This is a genomic window from Mycobacterium sp. MUNTM1 (assembly GCF_054660795.1).
Window position 1 is genome coordinate 22,255 of record NZ_BAAGDE010000018.1, and the last position, 26,871, is coordinate 49,125.

Genomic DNA, 26,871 nt, shown 5'->3' on the forward strand with positions numbered 1-26,871 from the left:
AAACCGCCCGCACCGCCCTAGAACTCCTTGTGATTGACGTCGGTGACCAGGCCGCCGTCCATCACGTACTCGCTGCCGGTGGAGTAGGACGACTCGTCGCTGGCCAGGAAGAGGACGAAGGTCGCGACTTCCCGGACCTCGCCCGGACGCCCGAGCGGAATGGTCACCATGTCCTCGGGCAGGTGGGCGGTCATCGGGGTGCGGATGAAGCCGGGGTGCACCGAGTTCACCCGAATGTTGTGCGGCGCCAGCTCCAATGCCGCCGACTTCGCCAGCCCGCGCACTCCCCACTTGGACGCGACGTAAGGGTGCACCATGGGCGCGCCGCGCAGGCCCTCGATGGACGACACGTTGATGATCGAGCCGCCCCCGGCCGCGATCATCGGCTCGACCGACGCGCGCATGCCCAGGAACGTCCCGGTCAGGTTGACGTCAATCACCTTCTGCCACTTGGCCAGATCGAAGCTCTTCAGCGGGCCGAGCGCGACGGTGCCGGCATTGTTGACGAGCACGTTGAGCTTGCCGAATTCGCCGACCGCGGTGGCGACGGCGGCGTCCCACTGGTCGGGCTGGGTGACGTCGAGGTGCACGTAGCGCGCGGAGTCGCCGATCTGGTCGGCCAGCGCCTTGCCCTGGTCGTCCAGGATGTCGCCGATCACGACCTTGGCGCCCTCCTCGACCAGCAGCCGGGCGTCCTCGGCGCCCATCCCGCCGGCGCCGCCACTGATCAGCGCTACCTTGCCGTCTACCCGACCCACGTGGGTCTCCTTTCGATTTAGGTGGTCACCAAAGTGCTTGGTGCGTATAGGCCTTTGCCCGTTACCAGCGGCAAATCAAGTGTGGTCCGGATGCCCGGCGGCGCCGCGATCACGGCGGGGATGGCGTTGACGACGCGGCCCGCGGCGCCCGCGATCGCCGCGTGGTTGTGGTCACCCTTGCGGCTGCTCGGGATGATGTCGACCGCATACGACGGCTCGCCGGTGATCTCGACGCGGTAGGAGCCGTCGCCGGAGGCGGGCTGGGGCAGGTCGGGGCGCAGATCCGGCCGCAACCGGGTGACGTGCTCGATGACGATGGCGGGGTGGCCCTTGACCATGCCGCGGATCTCGAACTGCAGCACGGCCACGGTGCCCTTGGCGACGTGGCCGACCGCGATGTCGAAATCCTCGGGCGCGGGCTCGCGCTGGTAGGACTCGGTGATCTCGTCGACCTCGATGCCGAGGCCGGCCGCCAGCTGGCGGATCGCGGTGCCCCAGGCGATGCTGAGGATGCCCGGCTGCAGCAGCATCGGGATTTCATCCATGGGCTTGGCGAACCCCATGTAGTCCATGACTTCAGTCCCGTTGTACGACGCGTAGTCGTGAATCTCCATGCAGCGCACCTGCTCGATGCGCTGACAGGTGCCGGCGAGCGCGAACGGAATGAGGTCGTTGGCGAATCCCGGGTCGACACCGCTGATGAAGACGCTCGAATTGCCTTGCTTGGCAGCGTCTTCCACGCGGGCGATGTACTTGTCGGGCATAACGCCCCACGGGTACTGCAGCAGGCCCGGCGACGAGCCGACGACGTTGATGCCGGCGGCCAGGATACGCATGACGTCGGCCATCGCCTCGGGCAGCCGGGTGTCGCCCATCGCGCAGTAGACGACGCAGTCGGGCTTGGCGGCGATGATCGCGTCCAGGTCGTTGACGGCCGTGACGCCGGTGACGACGCCGGTGTCCAGGCCGACGCCGCACAGCTCGCCGGCGTCCTTGCCCACCTTCTCCGGCGTCGAGACGCACACCCCGGTCAGCTCGAACTGGGGGTTGGTGATGAGCTCGGCGAGGGCCAGCCCTCCGACATTTCCGGTACCGACGTGCGCGACGCGGATCGCCATGAGAGTCTCCGTCCCTGTAAAACCTGGACAACTTTTCTAGACAGTAGTCCATAAATTTTGGGCAGCATACCTACCCCGCGGGCCGCGGCCCGCGGGGGCAGAATCAATCGCTGATGACAAGACGCGAAGACCTTCGGTTCGCCTCCGGCGACGACCTGATCAGCGCCTGGCTCTACCGGCCGCCCGGCGACGGGCCCGCCCCGCTGCTGGTGATGGCGCACGGCCTGGGCGCGGTGCGCGGCATGCGCCTGGACGCGTACGCGGAGCGTTTCAGCACGGCCGGCTACGCCTGCCTGGTGTTCGACTACCGCAACTTCGGCGACAGCGAGGGCCGGCCGCGTCAGGTGCTCGACGTCGGCATGCAGCTCGCCGACTGGGCCGCGGCCGTCGAGTACGCCCGCACCATCCCGGGGATAGACCCCCAGCGAATCGCGTTGTGGGGCACCTCTTTTGCCGGCGGCCACGTGATCGCCACGGCGGCGCGGCTGCCGGGCATCGCCGCGGCCGTCGCCCAGTGTCCCTTCACCGACGGCCTCGCGTCGGCGCGCACCATCACCAACCCGTTGATCGCCGCGCGCATCACCGCGCGGGTGGTCCGCGACCTCCTCGCGCGCCGGCTGGGCCGCCCGCCGGTGATGGTCGCGACGGCCGGCAAGCCCGGCGAGGTCGCGTTGATGAACACCCCCGACGCGTATGCGGGCTACCTGCGGTTGGTGCCCGACGGGCTCGACTTCCGCAACGAGGTCGCCGCCCGAATCGCGTTGCAGGTCTTCAGCTATCGCCCGGGCCGCTGCACGCCCGAGATCGCCTGCCCGATCCTGTTCTGCGTGTGCGAGGCCGACTCAGTGGCCCCCGCGGCGGCGACGCTGCGGCACGCGGCGAAGGCGCCCCGCGGCGAGGTCAGGCTGTATCCCGAGGGTCATTTCGCGATCTACGTCGACGACGCCTTCGACCGGGTCGTGGCCGACCAGCTCGCATTTCTCGACAAGCACCTGCGCGCTTAGGGTCCCAGCGGGGACGTCGTGCGGATCGCTTCGTCGCGGATCAGCCCGCGCAGCAGCGCGGTGCTGAACTCGGCGGCGATCTCCTTGGCCGAACGCCGGCCGCTGGGCCGCAGCCAGCGGTAGCTGCCCAGCGTCATCCCGATGTAGCCCAGCGCCAGCACGTGCGAGTCGCACGGGTAGAACTCGCCGTTGGCGATCCCGCGGTCGATCAGTCCGTGCACATGTTGGTAGACCTGAGTTTCCTTCTCGCGGACCTCGGCGACCTGCTCGCTGGTGAACCATTCGGTGATGTAGGGCGCCTCCTGGAAGTACACCGCGGCCCGCTCGGGATCGCTGGCGATGCCGGTGAGCAGCCGAACGGTGTACTGGTAGAGCGCCTCGCGCGCCGTCCAGGACGGGTCGTCGTGCACGGCGGCGAGCGTGCCCTCGGCGGCCTGGCGGTAGATGTCGTACAGGATCAGCGACTTGCTGGCGTAGTAGTGATAGACGGTCGCCTTGTTCAGGCCGATCACGTCGGCCACATCGTCCATCCGAGTCCCGTGATAGCCGCGCGCAGCAAACAGCTTGGTGGCGACCGCCAGCAGCTCTTCGCGGCGGGTCAGCCCATTCGGGGTGATGCTGTCGGTGGGCATCTGCTCTCACTATCGTCGGTATGGCCAGGCCAGGGCCGGTTCGGCCAGAATAGCTATCAATCAACTGGTTGGACAGTTTATGCAAAACGCCGGGTGTCACGTGCACGCGTGTGCGACTAGACTCCTCATCGAACGCGATGAGTCGAGAGGTGGGGCCGATGGATCCGAGTCCGGATTACGACGGAAGCGACGAGATCGAGTTCTTCATGCGGTACCTGACCTGGGGGCTGCGCGGGGTCACCGACGGAAACGGATACCCGCCGCCGGCGTACCCGCCCGTCTAAACTCCCAGCGCACAGGCGCTTTTGTCGCTACAGCGCCTTGAGTTCCTCGGCGACCTCGGTCACCGATTTCTTCGCGTCACCGAACAGCATGCTGGTGGCTTCGCCGTAGAACAGCGGGTTGTCGATGCCGGCGAAGCCGGAGTTCATCGACCGCTTGAGCACAATCACCGACTTGGCCTTGTCGACATTGAGGATCGGCATGCCGTAGATCGGGCTGGACGCGTCGTTGCGCGCCGCCGGGTTGGTGACGTCGTTGGCGCCGATGACGATCGCGACGTCGGTGCGGCCGAATTCGTCGTTGATGTCGTCCATGTCCTTCATGGCGTCGTAGTCGACCTCGGCCTCGGCCAGCAACACGTTCATGTGCCCGGGCATCCGGCCCGCGACCGGGTGGATCGCGTACTTCACGGTGACGCCCTTGTTCTCCAGCAGGGCCGCCATGTCCTTGACGGCGTGCTGGGCCTGCGCGACCGCGAGGCCGTAGCCGGGCACCACGATCACCTGGTTGGCGTAGGCCATCTGGATCGCGGCGTCGGCCGCCGAGGTGGCCTTGACGGTCTTGTCGCCACCGTCGCCACCGCTCGGGGCGACCCCGCCGCCGCCGAAGCCCCCGGCGACGATCGCCGGGATCGAGCGGTTCATCGCCTTGGCCATCAGGTTGGTCAAAATCGAACCGGACGCGCCGACGATCATGCCCGCCACGATCATCGCGGTGTTGTTCAGCGCCAGCCCGGCGGCCGCGGCCGAGAGCCCGGTCATCGCGTTCAGCAGCGAGATGACCACGGGCATGTCGGCGCCGCCGATCGGCAGCACCACCATCAGGCCCAGCACACCCGCGGCGGCCAGCAACCCGAGCATCCACCACAGCGGCGCCCCACCGGTGCCGGGATGGGCGTGCAGACCGATCACCACCGCGGCGGCCACGGCGGCGGCCAGCAGCAGCAGGTTGATCGGCTGCTGCGCCTTACCGAAGCCGATCGGCGATCCGGAGATGATCTCCTGCAGCTTGCCGAACGCGATGATCGATCCCCAGAACGAGATCGAGCCGATGATCGCGGCGAACAACGACGCCACCACGATGTGCACGGTCGGCGACTCGCCGTGCTGGAAGGCCGAAAAACCGCTCGTCTCAATGAATTCCGCCAGCGCGATCAGCGCGACCGTGCCACCGCCGACGCCGTTGAAGAACGCCACCAGCTGCGGCATGGCCGTCATCTTGGTGTAGCGGGCCGGCGGGACACCGAGCACCACGCCCACCACCAGGCCGGCGATGATCAGCACCCACTGGTCGGTGTGGCGGATCTTGATCAGGGTGGCCGCCACCGCGATGGCCATGCCCACCGCGGCGATCAGGTTGCCCCGCACCGCCGTCTTGGGCCCGGTCAGGCCCATCAGACCGTAGATGAACAGGGCGAAGGAAATGATGTAGAGGCCGATTACCAGGTAGTTCATTTGGCCGCCGGCTCCTCACTCTTCGCGGGCACAGGTTTCTTCTTGCCCTTGAACATGCCCAGCATCCGGTCGGTGACGATGAACCCGCCGATGACGTTCAGGGTTCCGAACACCACCGCGACGAACAGGATGATCTGCACCGCCAGCGACGGGTGCTCGACCGAGCCGAACACGACCAACGCGCCCAGCACCACGATGCCGTGGATGGCGTTGGTACCCGACATCAGCGGCGTGTGCAGCGTGTTGGGCACCTTGGAGATGACCGCAAACCCGACGAATCCGGACAGCACCAGGATCGCCAAGTTGGCCAACAGTTCGTCGTACATCTAGGAGACCTCCCGGGTCACGCATGAGTCCGCGATGACCTCATCGTCGAAGTCCGGCGCCAGCGTGCCGTCTTTGAGCAGCAGGTCCAGCAGTGCGGTGATGTTCTTGCTGTAGAGCTCGCTGGCGTGTTCGGGCATGGTGGCCGGCAGGTTCAGCGGCGAGGCGATGGTGACGTCGTGGCGGACGACCGTCTGCCCGGGCTCGGTGAGCTCGCAGTTGCCGCCGGTCTCCCCTGCCAGGTCGACGACCACGCTGCCGGGCTTCATCGCCTCCACCGCGGCCGCGGTGACCAGACGTGGCGCCGGGCGCCCGGGGACCAGCGCCGTGGTGATCACGACATCGAATCCGCCGATCGCATCTTCCAGGGCCTTCTGCTGCTGGGCGCGCTCCTCGTCGGTGAGCTCACGGGCGTAGCCGCCCTCGCCCGCCGCGTCGATCCCGATGTCGAGCCACTGCGCGCCCACCGAGCGCACCTGGTCGGCCACTTCGGGGCGGACGTCGTAGCCGGTGGTGCGCGCGCCCAGCCGCTTGGCCGTCGCGAGCGCCTGCAGCCCGGCCACGCCGACCCCGAGCACCAGCACGGTCGCCGGCTTCACGGTCCCGGCCGCCGTCGTCAGCATCGGGAAGAAGCGGGTCGACTCCGAGGCCGCCAGCAGCACGGCCTTATAGCCGGACACGTTGCCCTGCGACGACAGCGCGTCCATCGCCTGGGCGCGGGAGATCCGCGGGATGGCCTCGAGCGCGAACGCCTGCACACCGGCCTGCTTCAGTGCGCCGATCGAATTCTCGGCGTTGCGCGGCGCGAGGAAACCGATCAGCGTCTGGCCGCTGTGCAACTTGGCGACCTCGGCCTGGGTCGGGGGCGCGACCTTGACCACCACCTCGGCGCCCCACGCGTCCCCGATGCTGGCCCCGGCGTCGGTGTAGAGCGCGTCGGGCAGCAGCGCCCGCTCACCCGCACCGGACTCGACCACCACCGCCACGCCGCTGCTCACCAGCGACGCGACCGCCTTCGGCACCAGCGCGACCCGCCGCTCGTCGGCGCCGGATTCGGCGACCACTCCTACCGTCGTCTGCGCATTTGTCATGGCGCGTACATCTACTTTCCGTACTTTCCCGTACTGTCCCTGCCGATGGGCGTGGCGCCGGCTCGGCCGCGCGCTTCGCTACCTTAACCAGGTTTCACCAAGGACGCGCGAACGCCCAGGGCGGGATACCCCCGCCCCCGGCGATCGATGCTCCGGTCGATGGTTCGCCACCGCCGGGCGATGCAGTAGCGCCCGTGCCGTTGTGGCGTCACAAGACGGCGTTGTGCGCGGGCAAGTTCGCGTGGCTACCAGAGCGGGATCTCCTGGCCGTGTTCGGACTCCGGGCGCGGCCCGAAGTAGCGGCGCTGCGATTCGTCGATGCGCACGTCGTTGATGCTGGCTTCGCGGCGCGCCATCAGTCCCGACGCGGTGAATTCCCACAGTTCGTTGCCGTAGCTGCGGTACCACTGGCCGGACTGGTCATGGCACTCGTATTGGAACCGCACCGCGATGCGATTGCCGTTGAAACTCCACAGGCTCTTGCGCAGCGAGTAATCCAGCTCGCGCTCCCACTTGCGGGTCAGGAACGCGACGATCTCGTTGCGGCCGACGATGTGCTCGTCCCGATTGCGCCAGTGCGAATCGACCGTGTAGGCCAGGCTGACGCGTTCAGGGTCGCAGCTGTTCCACGCGTCCTCGGCCGCCTGCACCTTCTGCAGCGCGGTTTCGTGGGTGAATGGAGGCAACGGGGGGCGGGATTCACTCATGGCCTTTATCGTGCCGCCCGGGCTCGCGGGTTTCACCGCGGCGTAAGCATCGCGCTGACGACCGGAAACGCAGCGACTCGACACGTGTCCTATCGTGACGGGCATGGACTTCGCGATGTCGGCCAAAGCCAGCGACTACCACAAGCGACTGTCCGACTTCATGACGGAATTCGTCTTTCCGGCCGAGGCCGAATACGACAAGTACCGCGAGGAAGCCGGCCCCAACGACCACACGGTCCCGCCCGTCATCGAGGAACTGAAAACCAAGGCCAAGGAGCGCGGCCTGTGGAACCTGTTCCTGCCGGCCGAGTCGGGGTTGACCAACCTCGAGTACGCCCCGCTGGCCGAGCTGACCGGCTGGAGCCTGGAGCTCGCCCCCGAGGCGGTCAACTGCGCGGCCCCGGACACCGGGAACATGGAGACGCTACACCTGTTCGCCACCGAGGAGCAGCGCAAGCAGTGGCTGGAGCCGTTGCTGGCCGGCGAGATTCGCAGCGCCTTCTCGATGACCGAGCCGGCGGTCGCGAGCAGCGACGCCCGCAACATCCAGACGGCCATCGTGCGCGACGGCGCCGACTACGTCATCAACGGGCGCAAGTGGTGGACGTCGGGCGCGGCCGACCCGCGCTGCAAGATCTTGATCGTGATGGGCCGCACCAACCCCGAGGCCGCGAGCCACCAGCAGCAGTCGATGGTGCTGGTGCCGATCGACACCCCGGGCGTGAGCGTGCTGCGCTCCACGTCGGTGTTCGGCTGGCAGGACCAGCACGGGCACTGCGAGATCGTCTACGACAACGTCCGGGTGCCGGCGACCAACCTGCTCGGCGAAGAGGGCGGCGGCTTCGCCATCGCCCAGGCCCGGCTCGGACCGGGCCGCATCCACCACTGCATGCGCGCGCTCGGCGGGGCCGAACGCGCCCTGGCGCTGATGGTGCACCGCGCCAACAACCGCATCGCCTTCGGCCGGCCGCTGGCCGACCAAGGTCTGGTGCAGCAGGCAATTGCCAAGTCCCGCAACGAAATCGACCAGGCCCGACTGCTCTGCGAGAAGGCGGCGTGGACGATCGACCAGCACGGCAACAAGGCCGCGCACCTGCTGGTCTCGCAGATCAAGGCGGTGGCGCCGCAGGTGGCCTGCGACGTCATCGACCGCGCGATCCAGGTGCACGGCGCCGCCGGCGTCAGCGACGACACCGTGCTGGCCCGCCTCTACGGCTGGCACCGCGCCATGCGGATCTTCGACGGGCCCGACGAGGTGCACATGCGGACCATCGCGCGCTCCGAGATCGGGCGCGAACAGTCGACCTTCGCCGCGGCGGTCACACCGAATGACTGAGGCCCTGCGAGAACTGTCCGGCGCGTGGAACTTTCGCGACGTCGCCGACGGAGCGCCTGCGCTGCGGCCCGGGCGGTTGTTCCGGTCCGGTGAGCTGAGCCGCCTCGACGACCAGGGCCGCACCACGCTGCGCGAGCTGGGCATCACCGACGTCGCCGACTTGCGCGCGAACCAGGAAGTCACCAAACGCGGACCGGGTCTGGTCCCCGACGGCATCGAGATCCACCGGCTGCCGCTGCCCGACCTCGGCGACGATCAGCCCAGCGACGACGACGCGCCGCACGAGACCGCGTTTCGGCGGCTGTTCGAGGGCGACGCCGGCCAATCCGACGAAGAGGTCAACCAGGCCGCCATCCGGCACATGATCGACGAGTACCGGCAGTTCCCAACCCGCAACGGGGCGCAACGCGCTGTGCGGCAAGTCTTTTCGATGCTGGCCGCCGGACGGTCGGTGCTCACGCACTGCTTTGCGGGCAAGGACCGCACGGGTTTCGTGATCGCCACGGTGCTCGAGGTGCTCGACGTCGATCGCGACACCATCGTCGCCGACTACCTGCGCAGCAACGCCGCGGTGCCCCAGCTGCGCGACCACATCTACGAGATGATCCAGAAACGGTCCGACGTCGAATTGACCCCGGAGGTCGTCACGTTCACCAAGGCCCGGCTGGCCGACGGTGTCCTGGGCGTGCGTCCCGAATACCTCGACGCCGCCCGCCAGACCATCGATCAGGAATTCGGTTCGCTGGACGCCTATCTGCGCGACGCGGGTATCAGCGAGGCGGACGTAGACCGCTTGCGCGGCGAGCTGCTCGCCTGACTCGCTGACCACCCGGTCGCGACTGGCTTACCCCAGCTTGAAGTCGGCCTGCTTGGCCGCGGACAGGTCGGTGATCTCGCCCCACTGCGAGGCGATGTCGTCCACCGTCGGCGGCTTGTCGTAGTTGACGCCCTTGTTCTGGAACAGCGCGACCCGCTGCACCTTGCCGCCACCGACCACGAAAACCGAAGCGCTGTTGGGGTTTTCCTCGGTGCACAGGTAGGCCACCACCGGGGCGACGTACTCGGGCGTCAGCTTCTCCAGCACTTCCTTGGGAAGGATGTCCTCGGTCATGCGGGTCGCCGCGATCGGCGCGACCGCGTTGGCGTGGATGTTGTACTTCGCACCCTCCAGCGCCAGGCTGTTGATCAAGCCGACCAGGCCGAGTTTGGCCGCACCGTAGTTGGTTTGGCCGAAGTTGCCGAACAGCCCGCTGGTGGAGGTGGCGACGACCACGCGGCCGTAGCTCTGCTCGCGGAAGTGCGGCCACGCGGCGCGGATGACGTTGTAGCCACCGTAGAGGTGCACCTTGAGCACGGCGTCCCAGTTCTCGAAGGACATCTTGTGGAAGGTGCCGTCGCGCAGGATGCCGGCGTTACTGACCACGCCGTGCACGGCTCCGAATTCGTCGAGCGCGGTTTTGATGATGTTCTCGGCGCCCTCCGGCTCGGCGACGCTGTCGTAGTTGGCGACCGCCCGCCCGCCGGCGTCCTTGATCTCCTTGACCACCTCGTCGGCCATGTTGTGGCCGGCGCCGGTGCCGTCACGGGAACCGCCGAGGTCGTTGACGACGACGCTGGCGCCCTCCTTGGCGAGGGTCAGGGCGTAGTCACGGCCCAGTCCTCCACCGGCTCCGGTGACGATGATGACGCGATCCTGCACTCCGGGCATAAGTTTCCTCTCTATTCTGAAAAACTCGGTCTAGCAATCGAATTGGAGCAATCGGTCAGAACATCCGGCGGGCCATCTTGAAGGCACGCTCGGTGTACGGAGGGTAGATGAAGCTCGACAGGTCGGGCCGAGTGGGTTTGGTCAGGACCGACTTGCGGTGGCTGAACTCGTCGAACCCCCACTTGCCGTGGTAGGCGCCCATTCCCGAAGCGCCCACACCGCCGAACGGCAGCTTGGCCGTCGAGACCTGGAAGGCGACGTGGTTGACCAGCATGCCGCCGGCCGGCACCTCCTTGATCACCCGCTCGCGGGTCTCGCGCCGCTTGGTGAACAGGTAGGCCGACAGCGGCTTGGGCCGTGAGTTCACGAAACGTATTGCCTCGTCCAGGTTTTGGACGGTGATCACCGGCAGGACCGGACCGAAGATCTCGTTCTGCATCAGCGGCCCGTTCGGGTCGGGGTCCACCACGACGGCGGGCTGGATGCGCAGGCTCGACGCGTCGCAGGCCCCGCCGACGGTGACCTTGCCGTCGCCTCCGGAGAGGTAACCGCTGATCCGGTCGAACTGGCGCTGATTGACCACCCGCATGCCGTCCGGCTTGTCGGAGGTGAATTTCGTGATGGCGGCACCGATCTTGTCGACCAGGTCGTCGCGAATCGTGGCATCCGCCAGGACGTAATCGGGTGCGACGCAGGTCTGTCCGGCGTTGAGCAGCTTCATCCAGGCGATCCGCTTGGCGGCCACCTCCACGTCGGCGTCGGCCGCGACGATGACCGGGCTCTTGCCCCCGAGCTCCAGCGTGCAGGGGGTCAGGTGCGGCGCCGCGCCCTCGTAGACCTTGCGGCCGATCTCGGTTCCGCCGGTGAACAGCACGCGGTCCAGGCCCTGCGCGATCAGTTCCTGGCTCGTCGCGCCGTCGCCCTCGACCACCGCGATGGCGTCGTTGTCGAGGTACTTGGGCACCAGCTCGGCCATCACGTGCGCGGACGCCGCCGCGATCTCCGAGGGCTTGAGGATGACGGCGTTTCCTGCGGCGATCGCTCCGACCGCGGGGCCCAGCGTCAGGTAGTACGGGTAGTTCCAGGCGCCGATGATCAGCACGGTGCCGTAGGGCTCGTACTCCACCCAGCCGCGGCCGGGCAGCTGCGGAAGCTCGAGCAGTTGATACTTCCGGCGCGTCCACCGGCGCACCCGCTTCGCCGCGTATTTGGCTTCACCGGCGGTGGTGGCGATGTCGGCGATGTAGGCCTCGAACGGGCTGCGGTCCAGATCTTCGGCGAGCGCCGCGGCGAGCGCGGCCTCGTTCTCCTCCATCAGCTTCACCAGTTGCAGCAGTTGGCGCTTGCGCCATTCGATGTCGCGGGTGCGCCCGGTGGCGAAGGTTTGGCGAAGCCGGGCAACCGTGGCGGGGATGTCTGTCGGTGCGGTCCCGTTCGTGGAGTCCGAAGTCTTCGAGGCAACCGATTCGGTGGTCATCATTGTCCTTCCCGAGCAAGGTCCCGCCGCATGGCGGCCGCTCATCGGTGATAACCGCGATACTAACCATCCGGTTGGGAGAGCAATAGGAAGGATCCGGCCAACCCCGGTTACTTGACGCAGGGAACGTTCGCGGCGGTCATCTGGCTGAGATCGGTCGGTGCCGGGGCGCGGTCGCCGGTGCCGGTGGCGGCCACGGCGCTCACCTGCCCGGACCCGGACGGGTCGGCCGTCGCGCCAGGGTGGGCCAGGTAGTCCCCTGCCGGGAACTGCGTTCCCACGGTCAGCCGCACCGTGCCGGCGGCCACGGCGTTGTTCGCCGTCGCCGGCACATGCAGCTGATCGGCCAGAACCTGTGCGGCCCGGTCGGCTCCGGGGCCGTACTCGATGGCGCTGTCGTCGGCCGGGATGGCCGCGGTCGTGGCGCTGCCGCGGGTGAAGCCGCGGCCGGCGAAGGCCTCCTCGATGGCGGCCGCGAGCCCGTCCCGTGAGGTGGCGTTGACGACGTCGAGAATCGCGGGTTCGGCCAGCACCGGCGGCGGGGCGGACGGCGACGCGGCCTGTAGCGCCACCGGTGTGTCCGACATGAACCGCTCGTTGACGATGCGCCGGATGGTCGGCAGGTCGACCTGGTTGATGTCGGACCCGTTGGCGTCTTTGCCGAAGCCGGCGATCGGCAGGGTATAGAGCGACAGCGGCCGCTCGCTCAGTTGCGAGGCGCGCGAAGCGAATTCCATCATGTCCAGTCCGTCGTCGACGGCGACGTTGTCGCGGGCGACCTGCAGCAGTTTGCGCAGTCCGCTCACGCTGGACAGCGCGCCGCCGCTGCGAGCCGCGTTGACCAGCGACACCAAGAACGCCTGCTGTCGCCGCGTGCGGTCGAAATCGGTGAAGGAGCCGTCGTTTTCGTCGCGCCGCTGCCGTACGAAGGCCATCGCGTCCGCGGCGTCGATGCGCTGCACCCCTTGGTGAAAGTCCGCACCCGAATAGTTGTCCCGCGTATCGGCGTTGAGGCACACCGTGATCGGCTCGACGGCCTTGGCGATTTGGAAGAACGCGCCCAGCGTGACCTCGACGAAGTGGTCCACCGAGATGCCCAGAAAGTCGTTGACCGCGTTGATTTCGGCCTTGCGGCCGGCCTCGCGCGCGGTCTGCTCGCGAGCCGTCAGGTTGTTGGCGCCCGCCCCGCCCGAATTCCCGGCCGCCTGCGAATTCAGCGACTGCTGGTAAGCCAGCCCGTACGCCTGCTTGATCTTGCCGGCGCACACCGATCCCGGGCAGCCCGGTAACTCCGCGTAGTCGTCACGCGGGATCGATATCGCGGTGACCGGGCCGTCGCCATCCGAAATGTGAACGACGATAAGAACATTGGCATTGTAGCCGCCCGAGCTCTCGTCACCGGCGTGCAGCGCGTCGTAAACGTCTTGGGGCAGCGGCTTGCCGTTCTGGTCCAGCCGGCTGTCCAGACCCATCAGCAAGATGTTCTGGTTGCCGTCCAGCGTCGTCGCCGCATTCGGTAGCGCATGAGAAATGATGATCTTGCCCAGCGCGGTGTGATAGCCCGTCCAGCCCATACCGGTGATCGCCATGACCGCGGCCGACGCGATGGCGGCGACAAACCTGCCCTTTCGCAACGACCAACGGTGCGACTGAACGGATCCGCCTCTGGCCATAATGAGTGACCATTGTTCCTGATGACCAGCCGAATTCCCGGTAACCGGGACCGCGAGCCAACGGTTGACGTGCAGCGGTTGCGCGCCGTCTCTGCGCGCTGCGGCCTTTACAGGCGCTCGGCGACGACGAAGTCCGAGAAGGCGTCCCGGTCTTCGTCCACCTCGGAACTCTGCACCCCGCGGCCCAGGCGGTGCATCTCGTCGATCGAGTTCTGTGCCGTGGCGCGCCAGCCGTTTTCGTTGAGCCAGTCGGCGAGGTTCGCGCGGTGCTCGTCGCGGTACATCAGCTCGCCGACGTCGACGGTCTCCTCCAGCCCGAGCTGGTCGGCCACCTTCTTGAACCGTTCCCGCATCTGCTGGCGCCGCTCCTCGGCGTGCATCGGTGCGGTTTCGGCGGAGACACGGCTGCCCGCCGGGCTCAGCTCACCGATCTGGGTGAACAGCTTGTCCTGCGCCTCGGCGGGCAGGTACATCAGCAAGCCCTCGGCCAGCCAGGCGGTCGGCTGGGCCGGGTCGAATCCGGCGGTGCGCAGCGCGGCGGGCCAGTCGTCCCGCAGGTCGATCGCCACCTCGCGACGATCGGCGGACGGCTTGGCGCCACTTTCGGCCAGCGTGGTGGTCTTGTAGTCCAGCACCTGGGGCTGGTCGATCTCGTACACCGTGGTGCCGGCGGGCCAGTCGAGGCGGTACGCCCGCGAGTCCAGCCCCGACGCGAGGATCACCACCTGCCGGATCCCGGCGGCAACGGCGTCGGCGAAGTACGAGTCGAAGAAGTGGGTCCGCACCGCCTGGTAGCCGCGCATGTGCTGCATGCGGGCGGCGGATTCCTCATCGATGGCTTCGATCCTGGCCACGACGTCCGGGTCGAGCATGGCCTCCCACAAGACTTCGGCCCCGGCGTTGTTGACGAGCAGCCGGGCGTAGGGGTCGCGGATCAGCGCGTCGGGCTGCTCGGTCTCGATCGCCCGGGCGGCGGCGACCATGACCGCGGTGGTGCCGACGCTGCTCTTGATGTCCCAGGTGTCGTCGTGGGTGCGCAGTGAACTCATGGTGCTCCTTGGATGGATCCTCGGTCAGGCGGTGGGCTTGCCGAGGCGCGCCCGCAGCAGTGTGCTGCGGACCGCCTCGTCGGTCAGGTCGTCGGGTACCGGCCGGCCCAGTCGGGCCATCTCGTCGCGGTTGCTCACGCTGTGCACGTGCCAGCCGTGGTCGGCCAGCCATGCGGCGGCGTCCGAGCGGTCCGGCTCGTGGTAGGTCAGCGCCTGGACATTGACGTCCAGGCCGAGCCGGTCGCGCATCCGCAGCCAGCGCTGCGAATTGCTCCGGGAATTCAGGCCGAACATTTCGATGGCGATCTGGCTGTCCGGCGCGCTGAGCGCGGTGACCTTCTCGAAGAGCCGGTCCTGCGCGTCGCTGGGCAGGTACGGGAGCAGCCCTTCGGCCAGCCAGGCAGTCGGTTGGGTGCGGTCGAATCCAGCGTCGGTCAGCGCCGCGGGCCAATCGTCACGCAGGTCCACCGCGACGGGGTGTCGGATGGCGGACGGCACGGCGCCGTGCTGCTGCAGGATGCCGGTCTTGTACTCCAGCACCTGGGGCTGGTCGATCTCGTAGACGGTGGTGGCGGCCGGCCAGTCCAGCCGGTACGCCCTGGAGTCCAGCCCGGCGGCCAGGATCACCACCTGCCGGATTCCGGCGGCGACGGCGTTCGCGAAGTACTCGTCGAAGAAGTGGGTGCGCACGGCCTGGTAGTCGATGCCGCAGCGGTGGGAGCGCTGTCCGTGCTCGTCACCGTCGAGCCAGCCGAGCTCGGGGTCGGCCAGCCGCGCCCACGCGGGACCGGCCGACGAGACCAGCAGGCGCGCGAAGTCGTCGCGGATCAGCGGATCGGGTCCGGCGGTTTCCGCGGCGCGCGACGCGGCGACGCCCAGGGCGGTGGCGCCGACGAGTTCGGTGATGGTCCAACTGTCGCCGGCGGACCGTACGGACGGTGGCAACGAGGCATCCAGGTCAGTCATATCCCGTCCATGGTACCGGGATAAGTTAGTTAGCCTATGCGCTTTGTGCGCAACTTCACTGCGCGGCGGCGGTCTATTCCTCGCGCCCCTGGAATGCCCCTTCCAGCAGCCCGCGCATCACACCGACGAGCGCCAGCAGGTTTTCCGGGCTCTCGACGTAGCCCGCATACAGGCCCACCCCGCAGACGAGCACCAGCAGCGCCTCGGCCAGCACCGTCGGCTCGACGTCGGTCACGATCTCGCCGCGGTCGATCGCCTCATTGATGACACGCAGCAGAAATTCTCGACTCATTCGCACTGAATCGTTATCGGTACCTGTCAAATCCGGATGCCGCTGCGATTCGAGGACACCGCTGATGAGAAACGCGGATCCGGCCGGGTTCTTCGAATTGGCTCTGGTCGCTTCGGAGATGAATGCGGTCAACTGCGCTACCAGCGTGGTCTCGCGTTCGGCTTGTTTGATGCCGGCCCCGATCACGAATTCGTTGGTGTCATCCAGGACTTCTCGATAAAGCGCCCGTTTACTCGAGAAATAATGGTTGATCGCCGGCCGGGTCAGGTCCGCGCGCGCCGCAATGGCTTGGAACGTCGCGCCGTCGTAGCCGCGTTCACTGAAGACCAAACGGGCAGCTTGGATAATCCGCTGCCGCGTCTCGTCGGCCTTGGCGGCAGGCGGCCGTCCCGGCCGGCGATTCCCCCGAGGAAGCATTGCTAGAGTGTGCCACCCCCGTGGTGTGGCATTAGCGCATTTGGCGGAATGCTGCCAAATTTTCCGGCCTGGTAGTCCTCGAGCGCCTCGATCAATTCCGCGCGGGTGTTCATCACGAAAGGCCCGTAGTGGAATACCGGCTCGCGAATCGGGCGACCGCCCAGAAGTAGCAAATCAATGGCTCCGGGGACGGCTGTCGGGCCGGAATCCTGAACCTGCCGCGCCCCCACGGTGATCCGATCCCCGGGGCCCAGGACCGCCAACTGGCCCTGGTGGATCGGATGAGCGACCGGGCCGACGTACCCGCTGCCGGACAACGCATAGACCAGCGCGTTGAAGTCGCGCCGCCATGGGATGTTGAGCTGGGCCCCGTTCTGGATGGTCGCGTGCGCCATGGTGATCGGGGTGTGGGTGACGCCGGGGCCCCGGTGCCCGTCGATGTCGCCCGCGATGATGCGGATCAGGGCTCCACCGTCCTCGGATGCGAGCAACGCGGCGTCGCCGCCTTCGATGGACTGATACCGCGGGACCGCGAACTTGTCTTTCTTGGGCAGGTTCACCCAGAGCTGGACTCCGTGGAAAAGCCCGCCGCTGTCGACCAGTTCGGCCGGCGGCGTCTCGATGTGCAGGATGCCCGAGCCGGCAGTCATCCACTGCGTCGCGCCGTCGGCGATCAGGCCACCGCCACCGTGCGAATCCTGGTGCGCGAACTTCCCGTCGAGCATGTAGGTGACGGTCTCGAAGCCGCGGTGCGGGTGCCAATCGGTACCCCGAGGCTCGCCCGGCTGGTACTCGACCTCGCCCATCTGGTCCATATGCACGAAGGGATCCAGCGCGGCCGTGCTGACTCCCGCGAAGGCGCGCACCACCGGGAAGCCCTCGCCCTCGTAGCCACGAGGGCCGGTGGTGATCGATCGGACCGGCCGCTCGGTATCGGCGGGGCCGGGACCGCTGACTCGTGGCAACGTGAGCGTGTTAGCCGTGACTGCAGGCATCTGGCCTCCTCATATAGTGGATGCCCTATATAACCGGACTAGAGTCCACTTATTCCGGAGGACCGACGGCATCAGCCCGCGAGCAAGGCATTCGCCCCGGCGTGCGGGTTACCGGGGCGAATGCACGAAGTTCACGCGGAGAGGCCGCTCAGGATTTGCCACGAGCGCTGCTGGCGGCCTCCTTCTCGGTGCTCTTGCCCGTGTGCGCCAGCTCGCCGCCGGCGCTTTCCAGGTGCGCCCGGACGAACCATTGAAACTTCTCCAACTGACCCGCCTGGCCGATCAGCAGGTCCTGGGTCACCTGGTCGAGTTCGTCTGTCTCGTCGATGTATTGGCGAATGTCCTCGATGACCCCGTTGTAGACGAGGTCCAGCGCGGCCAGGTGCGCCTGCACCGTGTCGCGGCCCACCGAGTAGTCATCCCACGAGCGATCGTTGATGATGGCGCCGGGCGTACCTTGCGGCGAAGCACCAAGGGCCGCAATGCGTTCCGCTACATCGTCGGCGAATCCGCGGACGGCGTCCACCTGCGGGTCGATCATCTCGTGCACGCCGATGAAGTTGGGGCCAACCACGTTCCAGTGAATGTGCTTCAGCGTCAGATGAAGATCGTTGTAGGTGCTCAGTTGTTTTTGCAGCAGCTCGGTGAGCCGCGCCGCCTGCTTGTCGGTCAATCCCGGAATTGTGAACTGAGTCATCGCTTCTTTCCTAGCTTCCTTCCATGGGGTTCACACACGGTTACTGTCCCGTTGGGTACCCGATGGCCAGGCTGAAAAACGCGACGGATCAAAGCGAGTGGATTTGCTGCACCGGCAGGCGCGGCCCGCGGCGGGGCTCGTATGCCAGTCCGCTGGCTTCGAGCAGCCGCACCACGCGCTGGCGGTGGGGCCGCATCGGCTCGAGCAGTTCGAGCATGCCCGCGTCGTCGACGGGCCGGCCCAGCAATGTCCAGCCGATCATTTTGGGAATGTGGTAGTCGCCCACCGACACGGCATCCGCGTCGCCGAATGCGCGCTGCGCGGTCTCGGCGGCGGTCCACTCCCCCACCCCCGGTACCGCCATCAGCGCCTCACGCGCCTGCACCGTCGGCCGCGTGACCAACCGCTCCAGCGACAAGGCCCGCCGCGCACAGGCCACCACGGTCTGCGCCCGCCTCGGGTCGACGTTGGCGCGGTGAAACTCCCACGACGGGATGTGCCGCCACACGTCGGCCGGCGGCATGACCCGCATCCCATCGGGTGCGGGGCCCGGTGCCGGCGTCCCGTACTTCGACACCAGCACCCGCCACGAGCGAAACGCATCGGCGCCGGGCACCCGCTGCTCGATGATCGCCGGGAGCAAAGCCTCCAGCACCTGTCCGGTGCGGCCCAGCCGCAGGTGCGGAACCCGTTGGTGGGCGGCGGCAACCGTCGGATGCCGCGGTACGAAGTCCGAGTCGTCGTCGTCGAAACCCAGCATGGCGGGCAGCATTTCGAGGAACTCCTGCGCACCGCTACCCCACGCCGCACCGCGGGCGGCGCCGGGCCCGACGCGGCTGATCCGGGCCGTGACGGGCCCGCTGGGCAGCAGGCTGGTGCGCCAGATCGAGCCGTCGCCGGGAGCCCGGAAGCAGGGATCCCCGAGGCCGCGGCGAAGGGGCGCCAACGTGTGTCCGAAGCTGACCGCTCCGGGAAACACGACCGTGCGCGCGGTCTGCACCTGATGACTCCCCGACTGCTCTGATTGACCGTGAACTGCGTGCCAAGTCAATATTGCGTTGTGATGACGCCGTTCGATGACCCGCAGGGCGAACTGGCCTGGATGTTCTTGCAGAGCACCAGCGACGGCGGCGATTTGGACGAGGGCTTCGCCCTGCTCAGTGACGACTTCACCTACTGGACGCTCTACACACGCACGTCCTGCGACAAACACGTACTCCGGCGATCCATCGAGCGACGCAAACAAGACCTCGAGCTGACCATCGATTTGGTGCGTTGCGTCAACGAGGGAGAGACCGTCGTCGTGGAGGCGCACGCCACCGGCACCACGTCCGACGGCGTCGAGTATGACAGCCCGTTCGTGTGCATCTTCGACACCCGCGACGGGCTGATCGTCTCGATGCGCGTGTACAGCGACACCCGTGCGGTGGCGGCCGCGCTTCCCGGATGGATGCCCTACTGAGCCGAGATGCTGATGTCGGCCTTGTTGGGGTAGAACGCGACGTGCCCGGCTATCTGTTCGACCGCCGGATACGGCTGCTTGTAGGTCCAGATCACGTCGTCGACGGTGTCACCGGCCGAGGTGGTCACGCTGTAGTAACTCGCGTCGCCCTTGAAGGGGCAGTACGTGCTGGTGTCCGTCGGGGTGAGCCGGTCCTGCACCACGTCGGCGAGCGGAATGTATTGCACCGCAGGCAAAGTGGCTTCGCGTAATTCCAGCGCGGCCGTGGTGTCGGCGACGAGCTCGCCGTTGACGCGTACCTGCACCCGCCCCCTGGTCGGCTCGATGGTGATCGGGTGCCCAGCGCTGGGTTCTTTGATTTCCGGGTGGGCCATGGTGGTTCCTCCTTAACGCCTCAACGTCATGCAACGCGCGGCCGCGGTCAAGGCTTCCCGTCCGGGCGACCGAATGCGTAGCGGTGGTATTGCGACATGTTCGCGACCGCTTGGACTTGGGACATGACCTTGCCCAAGGCTCGCGATGAGCGGGGCAACTGCGCGAAGGTGTACGACTCAAACCATCGCTCCCAGGCCAGCAGCCGCACCCCCGGCACGGCTTCGATGATGTCGTCGGGCCCGTTGATCGCCCAGCGCAGCGTGGATCCGGACCGTCGCACCACCGTGTTCAGCCATTGCGACTTGATCCCGAGCCAATTGAACGCGTCGAACTGCAGCTCACCCGAAACGAACCGGCCGACCACCCTGCGCAATAGCGCGATGCCGTCCTGCTCGGTGAGGTACATGGTCAGCCCCTCCCCGATCATCAGCGTGGGACGGTCGGCCGGGATCTCCGCCAGCCACGCCGGGTCGGTGACCGAGCCGGCGACCACGCGATAGTGATCGCGGCTCGGGTAAAGCTGGGTGCGCAGCGCCACGACCTCGGGGTAGTCGACGTCGTACCACTCCACGTCCGGGCCCGGCTGCAGGCGGAAAAAACGGCTGTCCAGCCCGCAGCCCAAATGCAGCACGACCGAATGTGGATGCGCGGCAAGGAACTTGCGCGTCCATTGGTCGAAGTGCGCCGACCGGGTGGTCACCGAGGGCGCCCGCCGCGGGGTGATGGTCGTTTTCTTCCAGTCGTAGTCGATGCGCTCGACGATCTCCTTCGCATACCGATCGCCCAGGATCGGCTTCTCGAAATCGGCGTCCAGCGCCTTGGCGTAGAAGGTCGCCAGCATGGTCTGCGGCGCCCCGCTCAGATCGACGGGAACTCGCGAGGTAGTCACACCGCGAGGCTAGTCCCACACCAAGTGCCCGTGCCGCGTCCTGAACAGCGATGGGCGTGGTGTTCAGCCAGGAGTTGCGCTCTTGCCTTTGGCATCTCGCATCGCGGCCCAGAACCGGGCCGCCTCGCGGATGGATTCCTCGACCGGGCGCGGCTCCCAGCCCAATTCGCGCCTCGCCTTACCGGCATCCACCGGTGCTTCCGCACGCATCATCCGCACCGACGCGAGGCTGAGCTGGGCGTCGGTGCCGGTGAGCTTGGCTTTGAAGCTTCCCGCCGCGGCCAGGGTGTAGAGCATCGGGACGGAAATGGCGCGTTGCGGCGGCGCGACGCCGGCCTCCTCGGCCGCGATGCGGATCGAATCGTTCAACCGCATCATCTTCTCGGAGACCAGGTAGCGCTCGCCGATGCGGCCGTGTTCGGCGGCCAGGATCATGGCCCGGGCGGCGTCGTCGACGCCGACGACTTCCAGCTGGATGCCGTTCATCAAAAACGGCAGCTTGCCGAAGACCGCGCCCGCGATGAACGCGCCGTGCGGGGTGCCGCCCCAGTCCCCGTCGCCGTAGGTGGTGGACACGCACATCGCGACGGCGGGCAGGCCGGCGTCGGCGACGTAGCGCATAACCAGGTTTTCTGCCTGGACGCGGGATTGGACGTAGGGCGTCTGCCCACGCGAGGCGATCACGTCGTCTTCGGTCGCCACGCGACCGTGCTTGCGGCCGACCGTCGCGTAGGTGCTGGTGAAGATGAAGCGGCGCAGGTCGGGTTGCGCGACGGCCACATCGAGGACCTTGCGCAGTCCTTCGACGTTGGTGCGAAACAGCGGCGCCGTGTCACGCAGCCAGGCGCGGGTGTCGACGACGCAGTAGTACACGTCGTCGACACCGTCCATCGCCTCGCGCACCGTGTCGGTGTCGAAGACGTCGCCGTGGAAGCGGGTGACGGCGAGGTCGTCGATCGAGCGGGTGTTGGCGCCCTCGCGCACCATCGCTCGCACCTGGTGGCCGTCGGCGACGAGCTGCCGGGTGACGTGTGAGCCCAGAAAACCGTTGGCGCCGATGACGAGTTTGGGTTTGGTGCTCACTGACCGCCTCCGTATTGCTCCATGAATTGCGCGCCGGCTTCGTCGAGCGTGCCGAGTTCCTGCGCCTTGCGGCACCACTTCAGCGTCGCCTGCACGAACCGCAGCGGGTTGTAGATGTCTTCCTGCTGACGCCACAGGCCGTCGCCGGCGTAGGTGATGATCGAGATGTTCGTGGCGCCGATGACGGTGCCGTCGCCGGGATCACGCATCGGGTTGTCGAGTTCCATGATGACGCGGCCCGTCGGCTCGTCGATCACCGACCACAGCGACGGGAACGCGACCATGTGGCTGCCCGGAAAGCTGCCCATCGTCCGGCTGATCCACTCGCGGACCTCATCGCGGCCGTGCATGGTGCCCGCCGCGTGTTCGATGTACAAGACGTCGGGTGTGTAGTGCTGGACCCAGGCGTCCCAGTCGTGCGATCGCGCCGCGGCATCGACTGTCGCTTCGAATTTCGCGAAGGCATCGACGAGCTCGCTACGGGAGAATTGCCGGCTGCTCACGCCAAAACTAGAACACGTTCTACTGCAGTTTGTCGAGAGCCTTGCCTCGTGGGTGTATCCGATGACGAACGTCAGGATAATCGGAGGGAGACTGCGACCATTCGGCCAGAGCGAAACGAGGCAATGACATGACCAACACGCACAAGGCGATCCTTGCCGGCGGCTGCTTTTGGGGGATGCAGGAACTCATCCGCAAGCAGCCGGGCGTGGTTTCGACCAGGGTCGGCTACACCGGCGGCGACGTCCCCAACGCGACTTACCGCAACCACGGCACCCACGCCGAGGCGATCGAGATCGTCTATGACCCGGCGGTCACCGACTACCGCACGCTGCTGGAGTTCTTCTTCCAGATCCACGATCCGACAACGAAAGACCGGCAGGGCAACGACCTAGGGCCCAGTTACCGGTCGGCCATCTTCTATCTCGACGACGAGCAGAAGCGGATCGCGCTGGACACCATCGCCGACGTCGAGGCGTCCGGACTTTGGCCCGGCAAGGTGGTGACCGAGGTCAGTCCGGCCGGCGACTTCTGGGAAGCCGAGCCCGAACACCAGGATTACCTGCAGCACTATCCCAACGGGTACACCTGCCACTTCATCCGCCCGGGCTGGAAACTGCCGCGCCGGGCGACCGCGGACCAGTAACGACGCAGGGCTCGTTTTCCGGCACTGTGCGGCGCCACCGTTACCGGTCCGCAACGATGTCGCCGACAACATCGACAAAGGCGATTCCGCGGGCGCAAGATCTAACGGATCAGACGCAGTGCTCTTGTGCCCCAATACAAACTTGTCAACCGTTTCGCTGGGCTGAAAACCGTTGCGGGACACATTGCGCCTAGCGAGGATGGTCACGGTGACGACGGCTACTCAGACCATCCTTCTGGTTCAGCGGCCGTGGGAGCGCCCGTCTCGTGCAGGAAATGGGGCGCCGCAATGCTGCGCGTGTCGCTTTACCTCGCTGAGATCGATCGGCGCTCGCCCAATTCCCACGTGGTCGATGTCGACACGATTGATACGCCGTACCCGTTTATGCGGAAGCATCCCCGCGGCCGAAGACCCCATCGTCGTCGTTAGCTAACCAAGACCAAACGGCTACATCAGCCGATCAGCTCGACGGACGGAGAAAGCTGTGCACGCCATTGAGATCAAGAAGACCGGCGGGCCGGAGGTGCTCACCTATGTGGAGGCGCCCGTTCCCGTGCCAGGGCCGCGGCAACTGTTGATTGAAGCCGAAGCCATCGGTGTCAACTTCATCGACACTTATTTTCGCACCGGCGCTTACCCACACCCACTGCCGTTTATCCCGGGCTTGGAAGTTTGCGGCATCGTCACCGATATCGGAGCAGACGTCACCGGATTCGCTGTCGGCGACAGAGTGGCCACCGCTGATACGGACGGCACTTACGCCGAATATTGCCTGTCCCACGTCGATCTCACCGCTCACGTACCCGAGGGCATCACTGCCGAGGTCGCCGCCTCGGCGATCCTGAAAGGCGAGACCGCGCAGCTGCTCATCAATTCCGTCTACAAGGTCAAGGCCGATGACACTGTGCTGGTTCACGCGGGAGCCGGCGGAGTGGGCCTGATCCTTACCCAGTGGGCCACCAGCAAGGGAGCCCGGGTCATCACCACGGTATCCACCCCGCACAAGGCCGAATTGTCGCGGCAGGCCGGCGCCGTGGAAGTTTTGGACTATCCCACCGACCCCGCCGGATTCGGCGATCAGATCCGTGAACTCACCGACGGCCAGGGAGTCGCCGCCGTCTACGACGGTGTCGGAAGATCCACCTTCGAGGCCAGCCTGGCTTCGTTGGCGATCCGCGGCACACTTGCTCTGTTCGGCGCGGCCAGCGGACCAGTGCCCCCGGTCGACCCGCAACGCCTCAACGCCGCCGGGTCGGTGTACCTAACGCGCCCTTACCGCAGTCACTTCAACCGCACACCAGACGAATTCGCTTGGCGCGCAGGAGAACTCATGGACGCGATTGACTCCGGCGTCATCAACATAACCGTCGGCAACCAATACCCCCTTGAAGACGCGGGGCAAGCCCATCGTGACCTGGAGGCCCGCAAAACCCAGGGCTCATCCATCCTGTTACCCCGCTAGCTCGCCGGTCACTGTTGGAGGCTTGCGCACCACCGTCTGCTTGGACCGGGTCTCGCGGACCATCGGGTGGTTGGGGCGCCAGCGAAACGCCTGGTAACGAATGGCGTAGCCGTGGTAGCGCACGCCATGCGGCAATTCGGCCAGCGCGGAAGGTGAGTATTCGAATACGTGGCAGCCATGCCCATCGATACGAAGCGGCATGGTCAGTACTCCGCCAGCGCCATGAGCTATGGGCAAGTGATCTGGTGCGGCGCCACGCCAAGTGTGTAGGTAGTCGAGCCGGTGTCGGCCACCGCCCCGCTGAGTGAGCCCCACGCTCCTGACAGTCACGGCTTCGGATCCGTTGTTGATCAACGTCAACAGGACCACGTCGCCGGCGTCAGAAGCGCTGCCGCCGACCGCTGTACGGGACGAATGGCCGTCGTGACGGACCGCCACTTCGACAACGATGCGAGGCCATCTGAGCCACATCAAGATCAGGTTCGACAATAGAGCCGTTAGGGAAATGCAAAGCGCCGAGGCGGCAATCCAGGCAGTCGGCCCCAGCAACTGTGCCTCCTCGGCGAGCGAGCCACGCGGTGATCAGGTGGATTGTCGCACGACACTGATCTTGAAGATGGCGGTGGTGATGCTTCCGAAGGCGTGGTGGCTACCAATGTAAAGCCGTTTGGTGTCGTAGCCGGCGACGTCCTTCATGTTCTCGCCGCCAAAGCATGCCGGGGTTTGGCCGTCGGGCAGTACGACCTGTAGGCCCAGGAGGGCATGGCGCACGGCCAGACGCTCATCGCCGCTGGCATTGGCGACGAGCTCGCCGACGGTGCGTTCGGTTCTCGCCGAGGGGATTGCATGGCAAATCACTCCCCGCTCGCGCAGGTGGCGGGAAAGTTCGGCGAGGGTGACTGCCGCGCCGACCACCAGGTTGAGATTTCCGGTGTTGACCTTGATGGTGGTGTCACTGGCGCTGCTGGATTCCGCGATGGCGTCCAGCGCCGCAGGTGATGTGCCGCCGTGACGGTGCAGCGCTGAGCGCAGCGCCGCCTCGAACTCGTCGAGCACGGGCTCTTCGGGCGATATTTCGGGCAGCATGATGCCGGGGTTGAAACGTTGTTCGGGGTCAAAGACGCGCTTGATGGTGCGCTGGGCGGCAATCTCAGCCGGGGTGAACCGCTTCGTCATGAATTGGATCTTTTCGGTGCCCACTCCGTGTTCGCCGGTGATGGTGCCGCCCAATCTCAGTGCTGCTTCGATGATTTCGTTGTTGGCGGCCTCCAGCGCAGCGGCCGCACGCGGGTTGTCCTTGTCGTAGAACGTGGTCGGGTGCAGGTCACCGTCGCCGGCGTGACCGGTCACCGCAATGAACAGCAATGCGTCGGAGTGCCGCGCGGCGGCGTCCTGGATCGCTTGCTGCATTTCCGGAATTTGCTGGCGAGGAACCGTGACATCTCCGATGAAAAAGCCCTTCCCGCTGTGCACTACGGCGTCGGGGGCGTGTAGGCGCCCGTACCACAGCTGGGCGCGGGCGGCGTCGTCGTCCGCACGGCGCACCTCGGCCGCGCTTTGCCGCAACACTTTCTCGACGATCTCGGAGTCGTGTTCGACCTCTTCGGCGGTGCCGTCCACGTCGATGAGCACGATGGCGTCGGCGTCGAGGGGATAGCCGGTGTCGGTGAATTGCTGGAGTCCGGCGATGCCGACTCGGTCGAGCCATTCCACCGCGGCCGGAACCGTCCCCGTCTGGATGATCGCGGCGATGGTCTGCGCAGCTTCCCCGGCTGTGGTGAAGCTGCCCATCAGGCTGCGGGTCACGGGCGGGATAGGCCGCAGCGCCACGGTGGCCTCGGTGAGGATCGCTAGGGTGCCTTCGGATCCGATCAGCACGCCCAGCAGGTCGGGGCCGTCGTCGCTGGCGCTGAGCGTGATGACCGTGCCGTCGGCGAGCACGGCCTCGACCGACAGGACATGGTTGTAGGTGACGCCGTATTTGAGAGCGTGTGGGCCGCCGGCGTTTTCGATGATGTTGCCGCCGATGGTGGCCAGGTGGGCCGACACCGGGTCGGGCGAGAAGACCAGATCGTGCTGGGCGAGCTGCTGCTGCAGATCGGAGTTGATGACGCCGGGCTGGACCCGGGCGGTGCGCGCTGCCGGGTCGACATCCAGGATTTTGTTCATCCGGGATAGGTCGAGCATGACCCGGTCGGGACCGGCCATCACCCCGGCGCTGCAGTTGGACGCTCCGCCACGGGTTACGACTGAGACCTGGTGTGCTGCTGCGGTTTGCACGATCGCGACGACCTCGTCGCGGGTGCGTGGCCGCAGCAGCAGCCCAGGTGTATCGCCGAAACCCCAATAGTCGTGTCCACTTTCGGCCAGCCTTGTAGCGTCGGTTACCACCGCGTCCGGGTCGTCGAGCACCGCAGCGAATGCCGCAGCGATAGACCGGTCCATCACATCCTCCTGAAAGGAAAGCAGACAG

29 protein-coding genes are annotated in these 26,871 nt (G+C 66.7%); 7 read left to right on the forward strand and 22 right to left on the reverse strand.

Translation table 11 applies throughout. The annotated features are described in order from the left end of the window. Positions 1-17: 17 nt before the first annotated feature. On the reverse strand, positions 18-758 hold the full coding sequence (locus tag ACYQ8K_RS12615; RefSeq protein WP_459969364.1) for a glucose 1-dehydrogenase: 741 nt from the start codon (positions 756-758) through the stop codon (positions 18-20). Positions 759-775: 17 nt separating this feature from the next. After that, positions 776-1,876 (reverse strand): NAD(P)H-dependent amine dehydrogenase family protein, encoded by a 1,101-nt coding sequence (locus ACYQ8K_RS12620; RefSeq protein ID WP_459969366.1) that lies wholly within the window; start codon positions 1,874-1,876, stop codon positions 776-778. Between the two features lie 113 nt (positions 1,877-1,989). On the opposite strand from ACYQ8K_RS12620, the gene ACYQ8K_RS12625 reads away from it, so the two are divergent. Then, positions 1,990-2,880 (forward strand): alpha/beta hydrolase, encoded by an 891-nt coding sequence (locus ACYQ8K_RS12625; protein ID WP_459969368.1) that lies wholly within the window; start codon positions 1,990-1,992, stop codon positions 2,878-2,880. Here ACYQ8K_RS12625 and ACYQ8K_RS12630 read toward each other — a convergent pair. Next, positions 2,877-3,512 (reverse strand): TetR/AcrR family transcriptional regulator, encoded by a 636-nt coding sequence (locus ACYQ8K_RS12630; protein ID WP_459969370.1) that lies wholly within the window; start codon positions 3,510-3,512, stop codon positions 2,877-2,879. The genes ACYQ8K_RS12625 and ACYQ8K_RS12630 overlap by 4 nt on opposite strands. 158 nt (positions 3,513-3,670) lie before the next feature. On the opposite strand from ACYQ8K_RS12630, the gene ACYQ8K_RS12635 reads away from it, so the two are divergent. Continuing rightward, positions 3,671-3,796 carry a hypothetical protein gene (locus ACYQ8K_RS12635; RefSeq protein ID WP_003874194.1) on the forward strand — a complete coding sequence of 42 codons (126 nt, stop codon included), beginning with the start codon at positions 3,671-3,673 and terminating at the stop codon, positions 3,794-3,796. A gap of 27 nt (positions 3,797-3,823) precedes the next feature. Here ACYQ8K_RS12635 and ACYQ8K_RS12640 read toward each other — a convergent pair whose 3' ends face one another. The 4 genes from ACYQ8K_RS12640 to ACYQ8K_RS12655 form a co-directional block, all read right to left on the reverse strand. Continuing rightward, positions 3,824-5,248 carry an NAD(P)(+) transhydrogenase (Re/Si-specific) subunit beta gene (locus tag ACYQ8K_RS12640; protein ID WP_459969372.1) on the reverse strand — a complete coding sequence of 475 codons (1,425 nt, stop codon included), beginning with the start codon at positions 5,246-5,248 and terminating at the stop codon, positions 3,824-3,826. After that, the gene (locus ACYQ8K_RS12645; RefSeq protein ID WP_064950966.1) at positions 5,245-5,574 is read right to left on the reverse strand and encodes an NAD(P) transhydrogenase subunit alpha part 2; all 330 of its coding nucleotides are present in this window, start codon (positions 5,572-5,574) and stop codon (positions 5,245-5,247) included. The genes ACYQ8K_RS12640 and ACYQ8K_RS12645 overlap by 4 nt, the downstream gene beginning before the upstream one ends. After that, complete coding sequence (locus ACYQ8K_RS12650; protein WP_459969375.1) at positions 5,575-6,663, reverse strand: Re/Si-specific NAD(P)(+) transhydrogenase subunit alpha; 1,089 nt, start codon at positions 6,661-6,663, stop codon at positions 5,575-5,577. It lies immediately after the preceding gene. A 245-nt stretch (positions 6,664-6,908) separates the two neighbouring features. Next, positions 6,909-7,370 (reverse strand): nuclear transport factor 2 family protein, encoded by a 462-nt coding sequence (locus ACYQ8K_RS12655; RefSeq protein ID WP_459969377.1) that lies wholly within the window; start codon positions 7,368-7,370, stop codon positions 6,909-6,911. Between the two features lie 115 nt (positions 7,371-7,485). On the opposite strand from ACYQ8K_RS12655, the gene ACYQ8K_RS12660 reads away from it, so the two are divergent. Next, positions 7,486-8,706, forward strand: coding sequence for an acyl-CoA dehydrogenase family protein (locus tag ACYQ8K_RS12660; protein ID WP_459969495.1), 1,221 nt, complete (start codon positions 7,486-7,488; stop codon positions 8,704-8,706). Beyond that, entirely contained in the window at positions 8,699-9,523 is an 825-nt protein-coding gene (locus ACYQ8K_RS12665) for a tyrosine-protein phosphatase (protein ID WP_459969379.1), read from the forward strand. Before ACYQ8K_RS12660 ends, ACYQ8K_RS12665 begins: the two co-directional genes overlap by 8 nt. Before the next feature lie 27 nt (positions 9,524-9,550). Here the strand turns inward: ACYQ8K_RS12665 and ACYQ8K_RS12670 are convergent, their stop codons facing one another. From ACYQ8K_RS12670 to ACYQ8K_RS12710, 9 genes are all read right to left on the reverse strand, one after another. Next, on the reverse strand, positions 9,551-10,414 hold the full coding sequence (locus tag ACYQ8K_RS12670) for an SDR family oxidoreductase (protein ID WP_459969381.1): 864 nt from the start codon (positions 10,412-10,414) through the stop codon (positions 9,551-9,553). A 55-nt stretch (positions 10,415-10,469) separates the two neighbouring features. Then, positions 10,470-11,894: an aldehyde dehydrogenase family protein gene (locus tag ACYQ8K_RS12675; RefSeq protein ID WP_459969383.1), complete on the reverse strand. Its 1,425-nt coding sequence runs from the start codon at positions 11,892-11,894 to the stop codon at positions 10,470-10,472. A 107-nt stretch (positions 11,895-12,001) separates the two neighbouring features. Then, positions 12,002-13,564: an LCP family protein gene (locus ACYQ8K_RS12680; protein ID WP_459969384.1), complete on the reverse strand. Its 1,563-nt coding sequence runs from the start codon at positions 13,562-13,564 to the stop codon at positions 12,002-12,004. 107 nt (positions 13,565-13,671) lie between these two features. After that, complete coding sequence (locus ACYQ8K_RS12685) at positions 13,672-14,613, reverse strand: class I SAM-dependent methyltransferase (RefSeq protein WP_459969385.1); 942 nt, start codon at positions 14,611-14,613, stop codon at positions 13,672-13,674. 24 nt (positions 14,614-14,637) lie between these two features. Continuing rightward, positions 14,638-15,579 (reverse strand): class I SAM-dependent methyltransferase, encoded by a 942-nt coding sequence (locus ACYQ8K_RS12690; protein ID WP_459969387.1) that lies wholly within the window; start codon positions 15,577-15,579, stop codon positions 14,638-14,640. A gap of 73 nt (positions 15,580-15,652) precedes the next feature. Continuing rightward, entirely contained in the window at positions 15,653-16,288 is a 636-nt protein-coding gene (locus tag ACYQ8K_RS12695; RefSeq protein ID WP_459969389.1) for a TetR/AcrR family transcriptional regulator, read from the reverse strand. 2 nt (positions 16,289-16,290) lie between these two features. Continuing rightward, complete coding sequence (locus ACYQ8K_RS12700; RefSeq protein WP_459969391.1) at positions 16,291-17,283, reverse strand: pirin family protein; 993 nt, start codon at positions 17,281-17,283, stop codon at positions 16,291-16,293. A 148-nt stretch (positions 17,284-17,431) separates the two neighbouring features. Further along, entirely contained in the window at positions 17,432-17,980 is a 549-nt protein-coding gene (locus ACYQ8K_RS12705; RefSeq protein WP_459969393.1) for a Dps family protein, read from the reverse strand. Positions 17,981-18,068: 88 nt separating this feature from the next. After that, on the reverse strand, positions 18,069-18,980 hold the full coding sequence (locus ACYQ8K_RS12710; protein WP_459969395.1) for a DNA-3-methyladenine glycosylase family protein: 912 nt from the start codon (positions 18,978-18,980) through the stop codon (positions 18,069-18,071). 60 nt (positions 18,981-19,040) lie between these two features. On the opposite strand from ACYQ8K_RS12710, the gene ACYQ8K_RS12715 reads away from it, so the two are divergent. Next, positions 19,041-19,442, forward strand: a complete 402-nt coding sequence (locus tag ACYQ8K_RS12715; protein ID WP_459969397.1) for a nuclear transport factor 2 family protein — start codon at positions 19,041-19,043, stop codon at positions 19,440-19,442. On the opposite strand, the gene ACYQ8K_RS12720 is transcribed toward ACYQ8K_RS12715, so the two are convergent. The 4 genes from ACYQ8K_RS12720 to ACYQ8K_RS12735 all read right to left on the reverse strand — a co-directional run bounded on the left by ACYQ8K_RS12720 (position 19,436) and on the right by ACYQ8K_RS12735 (position 22,292). Further along, positions 19,436-19,816, reverse strand: a complete 381-nt coding sequence (locus ACYQ8K_RS12720) for a DUF427 domain-containing protein (RefSeq protein ID WP_459969399.1) — start codon at positions 19,814-19,816, stop codon at positions 19,436-19,438. The genes ACYQ8K_RS12715 and ACYQ8K_RS12720 overlap by 7 nt on opposite strands. Before the next feature lie 47 nt (positions 19,817-19,863). Beyond that, on the reverse strand, positions 19,864-20,658 hold the full coding sequence (locus tag ACYQ8K_RS12725) for a class I SAM-dependent methyltransferase (protein ID WP_459969497.1): 795 nt from the start codon (positions 20,656-20,658) through the stop codon (positions 19,864-19,866). A 111-nt stretch (positions 20,659-20,769) separates the two neighbouring features. Continuing rightward, positions 20,770-21,789, reverse strand: a complete 1,020-nt coding sequence (locus ACYQ8K_RS12730) for an NAD-dependent epimerase/dehydratase family protein (RefSeq protein WP_459969401.1) — start codon at positions 21,787-21,789, stop codon at positions 20,770-20,772. Beyond that, entirely contained in the window at positions 21,786-22,292 is a 507-nt protein-coding gene (locus tag ACYQ8K_RS12735) for a nuclear transport factor 2 family protein (RefSeq protein ID WP_459969403.1), read from the reverse strand. Before ACYQ8K_RS12735 ends, ACYQ8K_RS12730 begins: the two co-directional genes overlap by 4 nt. A gap of 128 nt (positions 22,293-22,420) precedes the next feature. Between ACYQ8K_RS12735 and msrA the strand changes: the two genes are divergently transcribed. Together msrA and ACYQ8K_RS12745 are read left to right on the forward strand one after the other, a co-directional pair. Next, entirely contained in the window at positions 22,421-22,936 is a 516-nt protein-coding gene (gene msrA / locus ACYQ8K_RS12740; RefSeq protein WP_459969405.1) for a peptide-methionine (S)-S-oxide reductase MsrA, read from the forward strand. 484 nt (positions 22,937-23,420) lie between these two features. Next, complete coding sequence (locus ACYQ8K_RS12745) at positions 23,421-24,398, forward strand: quinone oxidoreductase family protein (RefSeq protein WP_459969407.1); 978 nt, start codon at positions 23,421-23,423, stop codon at positions 24,396-24,398. On the opposite strand, the gene ACYQ8K_RS12750 is transcribed toward ACYQ8K_RS12745, so the two are convergent. Then, the gene (locus ACYQ8K_RS12750; RefSeq protein ID WP_459969409.1) at positions 24,387-24,599 is read right to left on the reverse strand and encodes a hypothetical protein; all 213 of its coding nucleotides are present in this window, start codon (positions 24,597-24,599) and stop codon (positions 24,387-24,389) included. The two genes, ACYQ8K_RS12745 and ACYQ8K_RS12750, sit on opposite strands and share 12 nt — an antisense overlap. 381 nt (positions 24,600-24,980) lie before the next feature. Continuing rightward, the gene (locus tag ACYQ8K_RS12755) at positions 24,981-26,843 is read right to left on the reverse strand and encodes an FAD-binding oxidoreductase (RefSeq protein ID WP_459969411.1); all 1,863 of its coding nucleotides are present in this window, start codon (positions 26,841-26,843) and stop codon (positions 24,981-24,983) included. Between the last annotated feature and the right edge of the window lie 28 nt (positions 26,844-26,871).